Source organism: Micromonospora sp. LOL_015 (genome assembly GCF_048060275.1).
Lineage (GTDB): Bacteria > Actinomycetota > Actinomycetes > Mycobacteriales > Micromonosporaceae > Micromonospora_E.
This window is the reverse complement of the sequence record NZ_JBHMIO010000001.1, coordinates 178,591-192,616: the sequence shown is the minus strand read 5'-3', so window position 1 is coordinate 192,616 and position 14,026 is coordinate 178,591. Positions and strand designations below refer to the sequence as shown.

Here is a 14,026-nt window from a genome sequence, read left to right as displayed (position 1 = left end):
CAATGAGTACGGTGAGTGACGAAGCTGGACATGGTCTCAACGAGGAGGCGGCATGTCGACCCCACGTGAACTCTGGTTGGCGGCCCAGTCCGCCAGCCGGCGGGCCCGCCCCCGGCCCACGGTGCGAACCTGCCGGTTGATCTCCCGGCCGGACGGGTGGTTCGACGTTCTCATCGACGGCAGCGACCTGCGTACCGGTGCGGTCCCACCCCGGATCGAGGTGGGCGGCCAGCCGGTGATCCGGATCGAAGGACGGGACGGCAGCCGGCTGACCGGGGTGGTCGACCGCGGCGAGACCGGCGACGAGGTGACGGTGGATCTCGGGCCGGCCGGTGCGGTCCGGACCGTGGTGGAGGGGGTGGCATGAGCCCGCATACTCCTCGCATCCTGGAGCCGGTGGCTGTCGGTGACGGCGTCGTCTGGGTCAGCGGAGTGACCCCCGGCGCGACGGTCGCGATCCGCCAGGGCGACATCGAACGGGGTCGGCGGCTCGCCGCTTCCCCGGTCACCCCGGTAGGCGTCACCGGGGTGACCGGGGAAGCGGTTCGGGCCGTCGCGCACCTGGCAGCGGAGAGCACCACCAGCGCCGCCGTCACCCCGGTGCGTGATCCCGGCGAGGCGGGCGAATTCGCCGGTGCCGTCGTTCGCGACGTCGACTACGGCGACTTCACCGTCCCCACGCACGACACCCCGCAGGGCGCCGAAGGCGGGTTCGCCGCCCCGCTGCTCGGCCGGGTGTGGCTGCCGGCCGGCAGTGACGGGCAGGTGCCGGACGGTCTCGGCCGTCGACCGCTGGTGATCATCGCGCAGGGCTACTGGCTGCACCCGGAGGAGGACGTCGAGAGCCTCAAAGGGTACGCCTGGCTGGCCGGGCATCTCGCCAGGTGGGGCATGGTGGCCTGCTCGATCGACCTGTCCACGGTCAACCGGCAGACCGGTAGCCTGACCCAGCAGTGGTCCCGTGGCGAGGTCATCATGGCGATGCTCGACCGGCTGACCACCGGCGCCGACCTGGCCAGGTACGTCGACCGGGGGCGGGTCGGGCTGGTCGGCCATTCGATGGGCGGCGAAGGCGTGGTGCTCGCTCAGGCGATCAACCGCACCCGTCGGCCGCGGTACGGGATTCTCGGTCTGGTCAGTCTCGCCCCGACCAACTACCGGCCGGAGGTCGCCGCGACCCACACCGCGTACCTGCAGCTGCACGGCAGCCTGGACTATCTGTTGCGGGACCCGCAGGAGGTCACCGGGGAGTCTCCTCGATTCGGCGGGATCCGCCTCTACGACCGGGCCTGGCGGCCGCGCAGCCTCGCCTTCATCGAGGGCGCCCGGCACGAGGGCTGGAACCCGGCCTGGCTGGCCAGCCCCAACAGCCTGGAGCCGCCGTCGGACCCGGCGCTGCCGGAGCTGCCTACCGACCGGCAGCGCCGGATCGGCCAGGCGTTGACGACAGCATTCCTGCTCGACGCGCTGACCGGGCAGGTCGCGTACCGTGGCTATCTCGCCGGTCCAGCGCTGCCCAGGGTGGTCGGTCCAGCGGTGGTGCGCCGCCAGCACCAGTCGGCGTCGGTCGTGGTGGTCGACGATTTCGGTGACGCCGACGCCCAGCTCGACCTGCCGGCCGAGGAGCCGATCGACAAGACCGTCAACCGGCGCGGACTGGCCGCTCGGACCACCGGCGCGGGCACCGACCGGTGGCTGGACGTCGACCACCGTACGGAGCTGCCGCTGAGCGTGCACGACACGCACGGCCTGGACGTTGCCTGGCGCAACGACACCACCAGCTACGAGACCCTTCTGGATGCCATCGGCGTCGCAGCTTCGGACACGCTGACGATGCGGCTGGCGCAACACTACGGTGAAACGGACAGCGGGCATCCGGACGAGAGGCACAACCCGGTCGGCGAGGACCTCGATCTCGTTGTGGAGCTCGACGATGGGGTCCACCGCGCGGCCGTACCCGTCTCGGTGATCGACCGGGTGCGCTATCCGCTGATCGGCCTGCAGACCTACAGCGTCTTCCAGACGGTACGGCTGCCGGTCGACGCGTTTACCGCCGTCAATCCCGAGCTGGACGTGACCGCGCTGAAGCGGATCCGGTTGGTCTTCTCCGAGCGGCCCACCGGCCGGCTGCTGGTCGACGACATCGAGTTCACGACGGCCGTGCTCACCGCGCCGTCGATGATCAGCCTGCTGCGGGTGCACGATCTGGGCGGCGGGTACGGCCCGCCTGACGACCACATCGACACCGAGGTCATCGTCCAGTTGGCCGGTCGGCCGGGGGAGACGTTCGGGTTGAGGCTGCGCGTCGACGACGCGCTACCCGGCAACTGGGGGATGTTCACCGGGCTGCGAGCCGCGTTGACCACCGGAGGGCGGGTCCGGCTGGCGTACCGGCCGGTCGGGCCCACGGTACGCGAGATCGTCGCCGTCGTTGCGGACTGACCCGTCCGACACGCGGCCACCAAGTTCAGCCAGGGTGAAGTGAGAGGAGAGCGGTCATGGCGGTACTGCGGGTCACCGGGAAGGTCTCCTTCCTGCGGGTGCACGATCTGGGCGGCGGGTACGGCCCGCCCGACGACCACATCGACGGTGAGCTGATCGCCCGGGTCAGCGGTCGGCCGGCTCACGCGTTCGGCACGACGCTGCGCACCGACAGTCGGCTGCCGTCACACGAGGGGATGCTGGCGCTGCTGCGCGACGGACTGGTGCACGCCTCGACCATCGACACCGCCGTCGAGTACGACCTTGACACCGTGGCCGGGCGCGAGAACGGCCGGATCATGCGGGTGGAGCTGCGTCCGGCCTGACCGACGTGCGGTACGTCAGTCGGCCGGCACCCGGTCGGCCGTTGGCTGACAGCCGTGCGCCACCCCCCAGCGGGAGCATCGGCCGTCCGGGTAGGGCGTCGTGTGCGCGATCCAGGCGAAGTAGCCGGCGTGGTTGGTCCGCTCGTCGGGCAGGTACCGGTCGACGGTGGCGGACCCGGCGGAGGCGAGCACGAACAGCAGCGGCACGAGCAGCAGCCCGACCGGGGCGGTCGGCTCTCGGCCGGCTGGGCCGGTGGCGCCGGGGCCGGTGGCGCCGGTGCGGTCGCGCCAGCGTTGGACGGCGAGCAGGACACCGAATCCGGTGAGGATCAGTAGACAGTAGAGCACCACTGCGGTGGTCCGCGGATACAGCCGTACGGTCTGGGTCTCCCACTGTTCACTGGCCAGCCACATCCGCAGGAACCAGGCGCTGGCCGCGCACGCGCCGAGGGCGATCACGATGCTGCGGCGCCAGGCCAGCGCGAGGGCCAGCCCGAGCCCGCCCGCGAGCAGCAGGGTGAACAGCCCGACCCCGCCGAGTTCGCCGACCGGGGGCCAGACCGGGCCGACGTCGGCCGGTCGGTCGTTGCGCCACATCGCGATGTACGCCGGCTCGGTGTCGGTGTCGAAGTAGAAGTAGTCGTCGGAGGTGCCGCCGGTCGGGGCGAGCAGGCCGCGTAGATGTACCCAGCCGACCAGCACGAAGCTGACCACGGTCGCGCCGCCGAGTAGCAGGACCGACCGCCAGCCGGTCCGCCACGGGGCGGTCAGTGCGACGGCCACCAGCATGCCGCCCGCGCACCAGACGAACCATCCGGAGTAGAGCAGGAAGAGCAGCCCGAGGCCGACCCCGGCCAGCGTGCCGGCCAGCAGTGCCCGCCGGGCGGTCATCCGGTCCGCCCGGCGGACCGTCGACAGGAACTTCACCAGCACCGGGATCAGCATCACCAGGGTGATCTGCGGGTACGGCTTGACCGGTTCGATCATCGGCAGCATCGCCAGTACCCCGACGGTCACCGCCCAGAGCGGACGCAGCACCAACCGCCAGGCGAGGTAGGCGGCCGGGCCGAACAGGGCCGTACCGGCCAACTGGAGGTCCTTGAGGGCGAGGACGTGCGGTTGGTCGGTCAGCCGGGCCCAGGCCCCGATCATCCAGAAGACGGCCGGTGGGTAGTGGTCGGAGATTTCCTGCCCGGACCACAACGCGGCGGTCCATTCGAGAATCCACTGGTAGTCGCCGCCGCCGGCCCACAGCGGCAGCTGGGTGCCGCGCAGTGCCACCGCGATCCCACCGGCGACGAGCCCGGTGGCGAGCCCGGCGATCGCGGCGCAGCCGGCCCGGACGATGTACGGGCGGTGTGCCGGGGCGAGCAGCCGGTGGGTCAGCACCATCGCGACGACCAGCACGCCGGCCAGCACCGCGAACCGGAGCTGGAGTGCCGCCAGGCCGCTCACCTGGCCTTTCCGGTCCAGTGGATCGACATCTATGTCTTTGCTCCAGGCCAGGAACCCGAACGCGGTGCCGATGCTGACCAGCGCCTCGATGCCGATGCCGGCCAACCTGGAGCGAAATGTGGGTCTCTGTCTGGTTGCCTTCACACAGAGACGGTAAACCCTCACTGGTGGTGTTGTCGGGTGGAGCTCGTGGTCCGCCGAGAGTGTCGCGAGTCGGGGCGGGCGAAAGTGGGTGTCGACCGGGTGGCGGTGGATCCCCGCGTGGCTCGATGCGGTGCCGGCGGCGACACGATAGGGTTCGCTGGTCGTGCCGGGACGGGAGAAGGGGGCCGGGTCGGTGTCCGATGGTTTTGTGCACCTGCACGTGCACACAGAGTATTCGATGCTCGATGGAGCGGCCCGGTTGAAGGAACTGTTCGCCGAGGCCAACCGTCTGGAAATGCCGGCCCTGGCGATGACCGACCACGGCAATCTTTTCGGCGCGTACGATTTCTTCAAGCAGGCGACCGGTGCCGGGGTGAAACCGATCATCGGCCTGGAGGCGTATCTGACGCCGGGGACGGATCGTCGGGACCGGACCAGGGTTCGGTGGGCCGACGGCGGGGAGAACGACGTCTCCGGTGGTGGCGCGTACACCCACATGACGATGCTGGCGGCGGACGCGGACGGCCTGCGTAACCTGTTCCGGCTGGGCTCGCGGGCGAGCCTGGAGGGGTACTTCTACAAGCCGCGTGCGGACCGGGAACTGCTGAACGAGTACGGCAAGGGGATCATCGCGACGACGGGGTGCCCGTCCGGTGAGGTCCAGACCTGGTTGCGGATCGGTGACTTCGAGAAGGCGTGCGCGTCGGCGGCTGAATTCCGCGACATCTTCGGGGCCGACAATTTCTACCTGGAGTTGATGGATCACGGTCTGGGTATCGAGACCCGGGTCCGGGATGATCTGATCCGGCTAGGTAAGCGGTTGAATCTCAAACCGGTCGCAACCAATGATCTGCACTACACGCATGAACGGGACGCGGATGCGCACGAGGTGCTGCTGTGCGTTCAGTCCGGTTCGACGATGGCGGACCCGAAGCGGTTCAAGTTCGACGCGCGGGACTTCTATCTGAAATCCGCTTCGGAGATGCGGAAACTGTGGGACGCCGAGGTGCCGGGGGCGTGTGACAACACTCTCGAGATCGCCGAGAAGATCGGCGACTATTCGGCGTTGTTCGCGTCCCGTGACCTGATGCCGCAGTTCCCGGTGCCGGCCGGGGAGACCGAGGAGTCGTTCCTGCGGGCCGAGGTGCTGCGTGGGCTGGAGCGCCGGTTCCCCGGTGGGGTGCCCGAAGGGCACCGCCGGCAGGCCGAGTACGAGCTCGACGTGATCCTCAAGATGGGTTTCCCCGGCTACTTCCTGGTGACCGCGGACCTGGTGCACTACGCCAAACGGGAGGGGATCCGGGTCGGTCCGGGCCGTGGTTCGGCGGCCGGGGCGCTGATCGCGTACGCCCTGGGTATCACGGAGCTGGACCCGATCCCGCACGGCCTGCTGTTCGAGCGGTTCCTGAATCCGGACCGGGTGTCGATGCCGGATATCGACATGGACTTCGACGAGCGTCGCCGCGGTGACATGATCCGGTACGCGACCGAGCGGTACGGCGAGGAGCGGGTCGCCCAGATCATCACCTACGGCACGATCAAGGCGAAGGCCGCGATCAAGGACGCGGCGCGGGTGCTCGGCTATCCGTTCGCGATGGGTGACCGGATCACCAAGGCGATGCCGCCGCCGGTGATGGGCAAGGACATCCCGCTGACCGGCATCTTCGACCCGAAGCACCCGCGCTACCCGGAGGCGGTGGAGTTCCGGGCGTTGTACGAGTCCGACGGCGAGGTCCGCAAGATCGTCGACACGGCCAAGGGTCTGGAGGGGCTGAAACGGCAGTGGGGGGTGCATGCGGCCGGGGTGATCCTGTCCCGGGATCCGCTCGTCGACGTGCTGCCGATCCAGAAGCGGGAGCAGGACGGGGCGATCATCACCCAGTGGGACATGGGCGCGTGTGAGTCCATCGGCCTGCTGAAGATGGACTTCCTCGGGCTGCGCAACCTGACCGTGATGGACGACTGCCTGGCCGGGATCGCCGACAACCAGAACCTCAACCTGGTCCTGGAGGATCTGCCGCTGGACGACAAGCGCGCCTACGAGCTGCTCGCCCGCGGTGACACGCTCGGGGTGTTCCAGCTCGACGGCGGGCCGATGCGGTCGCTGCTGCGGTCGATGGTGCCGGACAACTTCGAGGACATCTCCGCCGTCCTCGCCCTGTACCGGCCGGGTCCGATGGGCGCCAACGCGCACAACGAGTACGCCGACCGCAAGAACAACCGCAAACCGGTGGTGCCGATCCACCCCGAGCTGGCCGAACCGCTCGCCGACATCCTGGGCGACACCTACGGGTTGATCGTCTACCAAGAGCAGGTCATGGCGATCGCCCAGCAGCTGGCCGGCTACACGCTCGGCGCCGCTGACCTGCTGCGCCGGGCGATGGGCAAGAAGAAGAAGGAGATCCTGGACAAGGAGTACGTGCCGTTCTCGCAGGGCATGCGGGACAACGGCTACTCCGACGAGGCGATCAAGACGCTGTGGGACATCCTGGTCCCGTTCTCCGACTACGCGTTCAACAAGGCGCACACCGCCGGCTATGGCCTGGTGTCCTACTGGACCGCCTATCTGAAGGCCAACTACCCGGCCGAGTACATGGCCGCGCTGCTGACCAGCGTCGGCGACGACAAGGACAAGGCCGCCGTCTACCTGGCCGAGTGCCGGCGGATGAAGATCAAGGTGCTGCCGCCGGACGTCAACGCCTCCGGGGCCCGGTTCACCGCCGTCGGCGCCGACATCCGGTTCGGCCTGGCCGCCGTGCGTAACGTGGGCACGAACGTGGTCGACGCGATCGCCCGGTGCCGCAAGGACAAGGGCGCCTACACCGACTTCTACGACTTCCTGCGCAAGGTCGACCCGGTGGCCTGCAACAAACGCACCGTCGAGTCGTTGATCAAGGCGGGCGCGTTCGACTCCCTCGGCCACACCCGCCGGGGCCTGCTGACGGTGCACGCCGACGCGATCGACTCGTTCATGGACCTCAAACGCAACGAGGCGGTCGGCCAGTACGACCTGTTCGGCGACGCGTTCGGCGCCGCCGACCCGGCCGGCGGCGGCGCGGGCCCGATGGTGGTCACCCCGCCGATCCCCGACGACGAGTGGGACAAGACCGACCTGCTCACCTTCGAACGGGAGATGCTCGGCCTGTACGTCTCCGACCACCCGCTGTTCGGAGTCGAGCACGTCCTCGCCAACGCCGCCGACATGTCCATCGCCGCCCTCGCCGAGGACGGCGCGGTCGCCGACGGCACCGTGGTCGTCCTGGCCGGCATCCTCTCCGGGGTACAGCGGCGGATCACCAAGCAGGGCCGGGCGTGGGCGTCGGCCACCCTGGAGGACCTGGGCGGCGCCGTCGAGGTGCTGTTCTTCCCGAACACCTACGAACTCGTCGGCCAGTACATCGCCGAGGACGCCATCGTCGTGGTCAAGGGCCGGGTCGATCGACGCGACGACCAGCCCCGGCTGATGGCGATGGACCTGTCCGTACCGGAGATCACCGCCGCCGACGAGATCAAACCCATCGTGATCGCGCTGTCCCCGGCCCGCTGCACCCCGCCCCTGGTCGACAGCCTCCGCGACGTGCTGACCAGCCACCCCGGCTCGGCCGAGGTACACGTCAAACTCGTCAACGGCGGCCGCGCCACCCTGCTGCGCCTCGGCCCGCACCGGGTCGCCCCGACGACCGCCCTGATGGCCGACCTCAAGGCGCTCCTCGGCCCTACCGCCGTGGCCGGCTGAGACCTGCGAGAGGATCGACGGGTGAGTTCCACCGCCGACGCCGGCCCACCCGGCGACCCGACCGGCCCGTCCGGAGCGTCGCCGGCACCCTCGTCCGACGTCGGCGCGGCGGGGTCCACCCCGGCCGCCAGCCGGCGCCGGATCTGGCGACGGCCAGGGCTGTACGTCGCCGCCGCGATCACCGTGGGCGGTGCTCCGCTCGGCGTCGCCTGGTCGATGCTGGCCCCCTGGATCCCGGTGGTCAAGACCGAGCAGGGCGCGGCGGTACGGGGCGGCGACCCGGAGGTCTTCGTCGCCGCCGACGGCTGGTTCGCGATGCTCGGCGTCGGCTACGGGATCCTCGCCGGGATCGTCGTCTGGGCGTCGCTGCCCCGGTCCCGTGGCCCGTACGGGCTGGTCGCCGTCGCCGCCGGTGGGCTCGGCGCGGCGGCGCTGGCCTGGGCCCTGGGCCGGCAGATCGGCCTGGCCGGCTACCAGCGGGCGATCGAGGCGGCGGCGCTCGGTGCCCAGTTGGAGCGGCCACCGGACCTGCAGGCCGGCGACTTCGATCTGTGGTTCGGCGTGCTGCCGACGGTCACCGGCGCGTTCAGCGCTCCGGCGCTCGGCGCAGTGCTGGCGTACACCATGCTGGCCGGCTGGTCCAGCCACCCGGACCTGCGTCCGGGGCCGGACCGGGGCGAAGCCGGGCCTGACCTTCCGATCCTCCCAGCGGCCCCGGACGTTCGTCCGGCCCCGGACGTCGCCGCCGATCCGCGGATCAGTTCGGACTCGCCGGAACCGCCAACTCGGGCAACGGGACCGGCACCGCCCGCACCCGGCGCAGCAGCGCCACCTCCCGATTGAGCATCCGCAGCTCGGCCCGCAGCCGTCGGGCGGTGTCCAGCTCCGCTAGCAGCGCCTGCCGCTCGCTGATGTGCAACGCGGCGGTCGCCGCCACCAGGTGGGAGAGCACGGTCGGCGTCTCCGGCAGCTGCTCGGTGATCTCGGCAGAGTCGGTCCGGACCAGGTCGAGATACTGCCGGAACACCGCGAGCACCTGCGGGGCCAGCAGGTCGGCCAGCTCCTCGGACCCGGTCGGCTCGGGCAGCCACTGCACCGACGCGGTGAGGTACGGCGTACCTTCGGTGGCCAGGTCGGTGATCCGGAACCGGCGCCGGCCCACCGTCACGATGTCGTACCGTCCGTTCGGCAGCTCGGTGACCTGCCGCAGCTGAGCGGTGCAGCCGATTTCGTACAGGCTCACCGAGGTCGGTGCCGGCGCACCCGGCGGCCCGGCGCTCGGCAGCACCTCCCAGCCACGCCGGATCGCCACCACCCCGAACTCCCGGGTGACGCCCTCGGGCAGGCTGGTCAGATGCCGGACCAGTGCCCGGTAACGCTCCTCGAAGATGTGCAGAGGCAGCACCAACCCGGGGAAGAGCACCGTCCCGAGCGGAAAGACCGGTAGCCGCTGACCCACCGGTCGAGCCTAGCGTGGTCACGCTCACTGTCCCGTCCGCTGGACGGCCGGCGTCCGGCCAGTGGGAGGACGCCTAGACTCGCAAGCGTGCTGAACCGGATCGACCTGCGAGGCGGGTCACCTGACCCGCGTGGCCTGCTGCCCCGTGCCCAGCTCGACGTCTCCGTGGCGGTCGAGCGGATCCGCCCGCTGGTGGAGGCGGTCCGTGACCATGGCTACCCGGCGATCCGGGAGGCGGCCGAGCGGTTCGACGGGGTCAGCCCGCACCGGCTGCGGGTGCCCACCGAAGCGCTCGCCGCGGCCGAGCGCGACCTCGATCCCGGGGTCCGGGCCGCGCTGCTGGAATGCATCGACCGGGCCCGGCGGGTGCACGCCGACCAGCGCCGGACCGACGTCACCACCCAGGTGGTGCCCGGCGGCACCGTCACCGAACGCTGGGTGCCGGTCGGCCGGGTCGGGTTGTACGTGCCCGGCGGGTTGGCGGTGTACCCATCGACCGTGGTGATGAACGTGGTCCCCGCCCAGGTCGCCGGGGTGGCATCGCTGGTGGTGACCAGCCCGCCGCAGCGCGACAACGACGGGCTGCCCGATTCGCGGGTACTGGCCGCCTGCGCCCTGCTCGGCGTCGACGAGGTGTACGCGGTCGGCGGAGCCCAGGCCGTCGCGATGCTCGGCTACGGTGCCGCGGTCGACCCGGACGGGACCGACCGGTGCGCCCCGGTCGACGTGATCACCGGGCCGGGCAACATCTGGGTCACCGCCGCCAAACGGCTGCTGCGCGGGGTGGCCGGTATCGACGCCGAGGCCGGCCCGACCGAGATCGCCATCCTCGCTGACGACACCGCGGACCCGGTGCACGTCGCCGCCGACCTGATCAGCCAGGCCGAGCACGACCCGTTGGCGGCCAGCGTACTGGTCACCCCGTCGACTGGGCTGGCCGACGCGGTCGACCGGGAACTGGCCCGGCAGGTGCCGGCCACCCGGCACGCCGACCGGATCGCGACCGCGCTCGGCGGCGAGCAGTCCGGCACCGTCCTGGTCGACGACCTCGACGCGGGTCTGGCCGTGGTCGACGCGTACGCCGCCGAGCACCTGGAGATCCAGACCCGGGACGCCCGGCAGTGGGCGCTGCGGGTCCGCAACGCCGGGGCGGTCTTCGTCGGCGCGTACGCCCCGGTGTCGCTGGGCGACTACTGCGCCGGCTCCAACCACGTTCTGCCCACCGGCGGCTGCGCCCGGCACTCCTCGGGCCTGTCGGTGCAGTCCTTCCTGCGCGGCATCCATTTCGTCGAGTACGACGCGGACGCGTTGCGTGACGTCGCCGAGCACGTGGTCACCCTGGCCGAGGCGGAGGACCTGCCGGCGCACGGGCAGGCGGTCCGGGCCCGGTTCGCCGACCCGGCCGGCAGCGCCGCCCCGGCAGCGAACTCACCGGCCGTTTCCCCGGGCGGACCGGCGGTGACCAGATGACCGGCCCGGTCACCCTGGACGACCTGCCGATCCGCGACGATCTGCGCGGGCGCAGTCCGTACGGGGCACCGCAGTTGGACGTACCGGTGCGGCTCAACACCAATGAGAACTCCTACCCGCTGCCGGACGTCGTGGTCGAGGCGATCGCCGAGGCGGTCACCGCCGAGCTGCGGCAACTCAACCGCTACCCGGACCGGGACGCGGTCGCACTGCGGGCCGATCTGGCCGGCTATCTCGGGCACGGGCTGACCACCGCCGGGGTGTGGGCGGCCAACGGCTCCAACGAGATTCAGCAGCAGTTGCTGCAGGCGTTCGCCGGTCCCGGCCGGGTGGCGCTCGGCTTCACCCCTGCGTACTCGATGCATCCGCTGCTGGCGGTGGGCACCGGCACCCGGTGGGTGGACGGCCGACGCGGACCCGACTTCGACCTGTCCGCCGACGACGCGGCCGGCCAGGTGGTCGAGCACCAGCCGGACCTGGTCTTCCTCTGCTCTCCGAACAACCCGACCGGGACCGCCCTGGACCCGGCGGTGGTGCGGGCGGTACTGGCCGCCGCGCCGGGCATGGTCGTCGTCGACGAGGCGTACGCCGAGTTCGCCCGCCCCGGCACGGCCAGCGCGGTGCGGCTGCTGTCGACGCATCCACGGCTGGTGGTGACCCGGACGATGAGCAAGGCGTTCGGTTTCGCTGGCGGTCGACTGGGCTACCTGGCGGCGCATCCCGCGGTGGTCGACGCGGTCCAACTGGTCCGCCTGCCCTACCATCTGTCGGCGCTGACCCAGGCGGCGGCCCGGGCGGCGCTGGCGCACCGGGACACCCTGCTCGGTACGGTACGGGTGATCATGCAGCAGCGGGACCGGATCGTCGCCGAGCTGCGTCGGCTCGGGCTCACCGTGGCGGACAGCGACGCCAACTTCGTGCTGTTCGGTGTCAACGGCGCCGGTGGCGCCACCGGCGACCAGCGGGCCGTCTGGCAGGCGTTGCTGGAACGCGGGGTGCTGGTCCGTGACGTCGGGCTGGCCGGCTGGCTGCGGGTGACCGCTGGGACGCCGCAGGAGACCGACGCGTTCCTCGACGCGATGACCGAGCAGGTCACCGGGTCCGAACCAGCCGCCACGTCGCAGACAGCCGCAAATCTCCTCCCTGGCCTGCGGGCCGGAGCGTCCACGGAAGGAATCTGATGAACCGCACCGCACGGGTCGAACGCACCACGGCCGAGACCAAGGTGCTGGTGGAGCTGGACCTCGACGGCACCGGCACCGCCGACATCGGCACCGGTGTCGGCTTCTACGACCACATGCTGCACCAGATCGCCCGGCACGGCGGGTTCGACCTGACCGTACAGACGGTCGGTGACCTGGAGATCGACGCGCACCACACGATGGAGGACACGGCGATCGCGCTGGGCACCGCGCTGCGCCAGGCGCTGGGCGACAAGGCGGGCATCCGCCGGTACGGCTCGGCCACCATCCCGATGGACGAGGTACTGGTACGGGCGGTGGTCGACCTGTCCGGCCGGCCGTACGTGGTGCACGACGAGCCGGCGCTGGCGCCGTACATCGGGCCGGTCTACCCGACCAGCATGACCCGGCACATCTGGGAGTCGCTCGGCCACTCGGCCATGATCACGCTGCACGTGTCGGTGCTGCGGGCCGCCCGCGACGGCGGCCACCCGGACGCGCACCACGTGGTTGAGGCCCAGTTCAAAGCGGTCTCGCGGGCGCTGCGCGAGGCGGTGGCGATCGACCCCCGGTCGGCCGGCTCGGTGCCCAGCACCAAAGGCGCGCTGTAACGTGGACAGCTTCCTGCCGGTGGCGCTGTTCGCGCTGGCCGGGGTGCTGGTCGGTGGCGTCTGGTCGCTGCACCGTCAGGGTGCCGGGCGGGGTGCCATCGGTCTGGCCGCCGGCCTCGCCCTGCTGGCGGTCGCCGCCGGCGTGTTCTGGTTGCTACCGGGAGGTGACTGATGGTCACGCCATCGCCGGCCGTCGTGGTGCTCGACTACGGCTCCGGCAATCTGCGCTCCGCCGAACGGGCTCTGGCCCGGGCCGGTGCCGAGGTGACCGTGACCGCCGACCTGGCCGCGGCCGACGCCGCCGCCGGACTGGTGGTGCCGGGCGTCGGCGCGTACGCGGCCTGCATGTCCGGTATCGACGAGCTGGGTGCGGCGCCGGTGATCGCGCGGCGGGTCGCCGAGGGCCGCCCGGTACTCGGCATCTGCGTCGGCATGCAGATCCTCTTCGAGTACGGCGAGGAGCACGGGGTGGTCACCAAAGGGCTCGGCCTGCTGCCCGGCGGGGTTCGCCGGCTGCCCGCCGAGCGGGTGCCGCACATGGGCTGGAACACCGTCGCCGCGCCGGCCGGCAGCACCTTGTTCGCCGGTCTGCCCGGCGACGCCCGGTTCTACTTCGTGCACTCGTACGCGGCACTCGCCGTCGACCAGCTGAGCGCCGCCGGCGCCCTGGTCACCACCACCGAACATGGAGCCGGTTTCGTGGCCGCCGCCGAACGTGACGCGCTGTCGGCGACGCAGTTCCATCCGGAGAAGTCCGCCCAGACCGGGGCGATCCTGCTGGGCAACTGGCTGGCCACGTTGACTCCACCGACCATGACGGGAGGGGAGGACCGGTGAGCAAGGAACGGGCCCGCCGCCGGGCCGCCCGGCTGGCCGAGGCGGAACGCGAGCGGGCCGCCCGCGCCCGGACCAGCGCCCGCCGGCAGCGGCGCCGGTCCGCGCTGCGCCGGCTCACCCCGCGTCGGCCGGGCGGGCGCACCGGGCGGCTGTTCATCCGGCGTAGCCGCGCCGAACGTGCCGGGATCGCGGTGCTGACCGTGGCGGCGCTGGCGGTCGTCTGGCTGGCCGTGCCCGACATGGCGCTGCGCCTGCTGCTGATCGTCGTACTGCTGCTCGTGGCACCCGCCGTCGTGGTCATCGCACTCGGCCGACGGACCTGATAC

The 14,026-nt window shown here is 71.3% G+C and carries 13 protein-coding genes; 11 read left to right on the top strand and 2 right to left on the bottom strand.

The genetic code is table 11. The features are described from left to right. The first annotated feature begins 52 nt into the window (after positions 1-52). The 3 genes from ACFHWU_RS00815 to ACFHWU_RS00805 are packed head-to-tail and all read left to right on the top strand — an operon-like array spanning position 53 to position 2,807. Entirely contained in the window at positions 53-367 is a 315-nt protein-coding gene (locus tag ACFHWU_RS00815) for a hypothetical protein (protein WP_416589589.1), read from the top strand. Beyond that, complete coding sequence (locus ACFHWU_RS00810) at positions 364-2,442, top strand: hypothetical protein (RefSeq protein ID WP_416589588.1); 2,079 nt, start codon at positions 364-366, stop codon at positions 2,440-2,442. The genes ACFHWU_RS00815 and ACFHWU_RS00810 overlap by 4 nt, the downstream gene beginning before the upstream one ends. Positions 2,443-2,498: 56 nt before the next feature. Further along, entirely contained in the window at positions 2,499-2,807 is a 309-nt protein-coding gene (locus ACFHWU_RS00805) for a hypothetical protein (protein ID WP_416589587.1), read from the top strand. A gap of 15 nt (positions 2,808-2,822) precedes the next feature. On the opposite strand, the gene ACFHWU_RS00800 is transcribed toward ACFHWU_RS00805, so the two are convergent. After that, entirely contained in the window at positions 2,823-4,406 is a 1,584-nt protein-coding gene (locus ACFHWU_RS00800; protein WP_416589586.1) for a hypothetical protein, read from the bottom strand. A gap of 193 nt (positions 4,407-4,599) precedes the next feature. Between ACFHWU_RS00800 and dnaE the strand changes: the two genes are divergently transcribed. Next, positions 4,600-8,142: a DNA polymerase III subunit alpha gene (gene dnaE, locus ACFHWU_RS00795; RefSeq protein ID WP_416551748.1), complete on the top strand. Its 3,543-nt coding sequence runs from the start codon at positions 4,600-4,602 to the stop codon at positions 8,140-8,142. A gap of 21 nt (positions 8,143-8,163) precedes the next feature. Further along, positions 8,164-8,985 carry a DUF2567 domain-containing protein gene (locus ACFHWU_RS00790; protein WP_416589585.1) on the top strand — a complete coding sequence of 274 codons (822 nt, stop codon included), beginning with the start codon at positions 8,164-8,166 and terminating at the stop codon, positions 8,983-8,985. On the opposite strand, the gene ACFHWU_RS00785 is transcribed toward ACFHWU_RS00790, so the two are convergent. Further along, complete coding sequence (locus ACFHWU_RS00785; RefSeq protein ID WP_416551750.1) at positions 8,900-9,601, bottom strand: LON peptidase substrate-binding domain-containing protein; 702 nt, start codon at positions 9,599-9,601, stop codon at positions 8,900-8,902. The genes ACFHWU_RS00790 and ACFHWU_RS00785 overlap by 86 nt on opposite strands. 87 nt (positions 9,602-9,688) lie before the next feature. Between ACFHWU_RS00785 and hisD the strand changes: the two genes are divergently transcribed. The 6 genes from hisD to ACFHWU_RS00755 are packed head-to-tail and all read left to right on the top strand — an operon-like array spanning position 9,689 to position 14,023. Continuing rightward, positions 9,689-11,071, top strand: a complete 1,383-nt coding sequence (gene hisD / locus ACFHWU_RS00780; protein ID WP_416589584.1) for a histidinol dehydrogenase — start codon at positions 9,689-9,691, stop codon at positions 11,069-11,071. Further along, a complete protein-coding gene (locus ACFHWU_RS00775; RefSeq protein ID WP_416551752.1) occupies positions 11,068-12,252 on the top strand; it encodes a histidinol-phosphate transaminase in 1,185 nt (394 codons plus the stop codon). The genes hisD and ACFHWU_RS00775 overlap by 4 nt, the downstream gene beginning before the upstream one ends. Continuing rightward, positions 12,252-12,863 carry an imidazoleglycerol-phosphate dehydratase HisB gene (gene hisB, locus ACFHWU_RS00770; RefSeq protein ID WP_416551753.1) on the top strand — a complete coding sequence of 204 codons (612 nt, stop codon included), beginning with the start codon at positions 12,252-12,254 and terminating at the stop codon, positions 12,861-12,863. The genes ACFHWU_RS00775 and hisB overlap by 1 nt, the downstream gene beginning before the upstream one ends. 1 nt (position 12,864) lies before the next feature. Next, positions 12,865-13,035 carry a hypothetical protein gene (locus tag ACFHWU_RS00765; protein ID WP_416551754.1) on the top strand — a complete coding sequence of 57 codons (171 nt, stop codon included), beginning with the start codon at positions 12,865-12,867 and terminating at the stop codon, positions 13,033-13,035. Continuing rightward, positions 13,035-13,700, top strand: a complete 666-nt coding sequence (hisH, locus tag ACFHWU_RS00760) for an imidazole glycerol phosphate synthase subunit HisH (RefSeq protein WP_416551755.1) — start codon at positions 13,035-13,037, stop codon at positions 13,698-13,700. Before ACFHWU_RS00765 ends, hisH begins: the two co-directional genes overlap by 1 nt. After that, entirely contained in the window at positions 13,697-14,023 is a 327-nt protein-coding gene (locus ACFHWU_RS00755; protein ID WP_416589583.1) for a hypothetical protein, read from the top strand. Before hisH ends, ACFHWU_RS00755 begins: the two co-directional genes overlap by 4 nt. Positions 14,024-14,026: the final 3 nt, after the last annotated feature.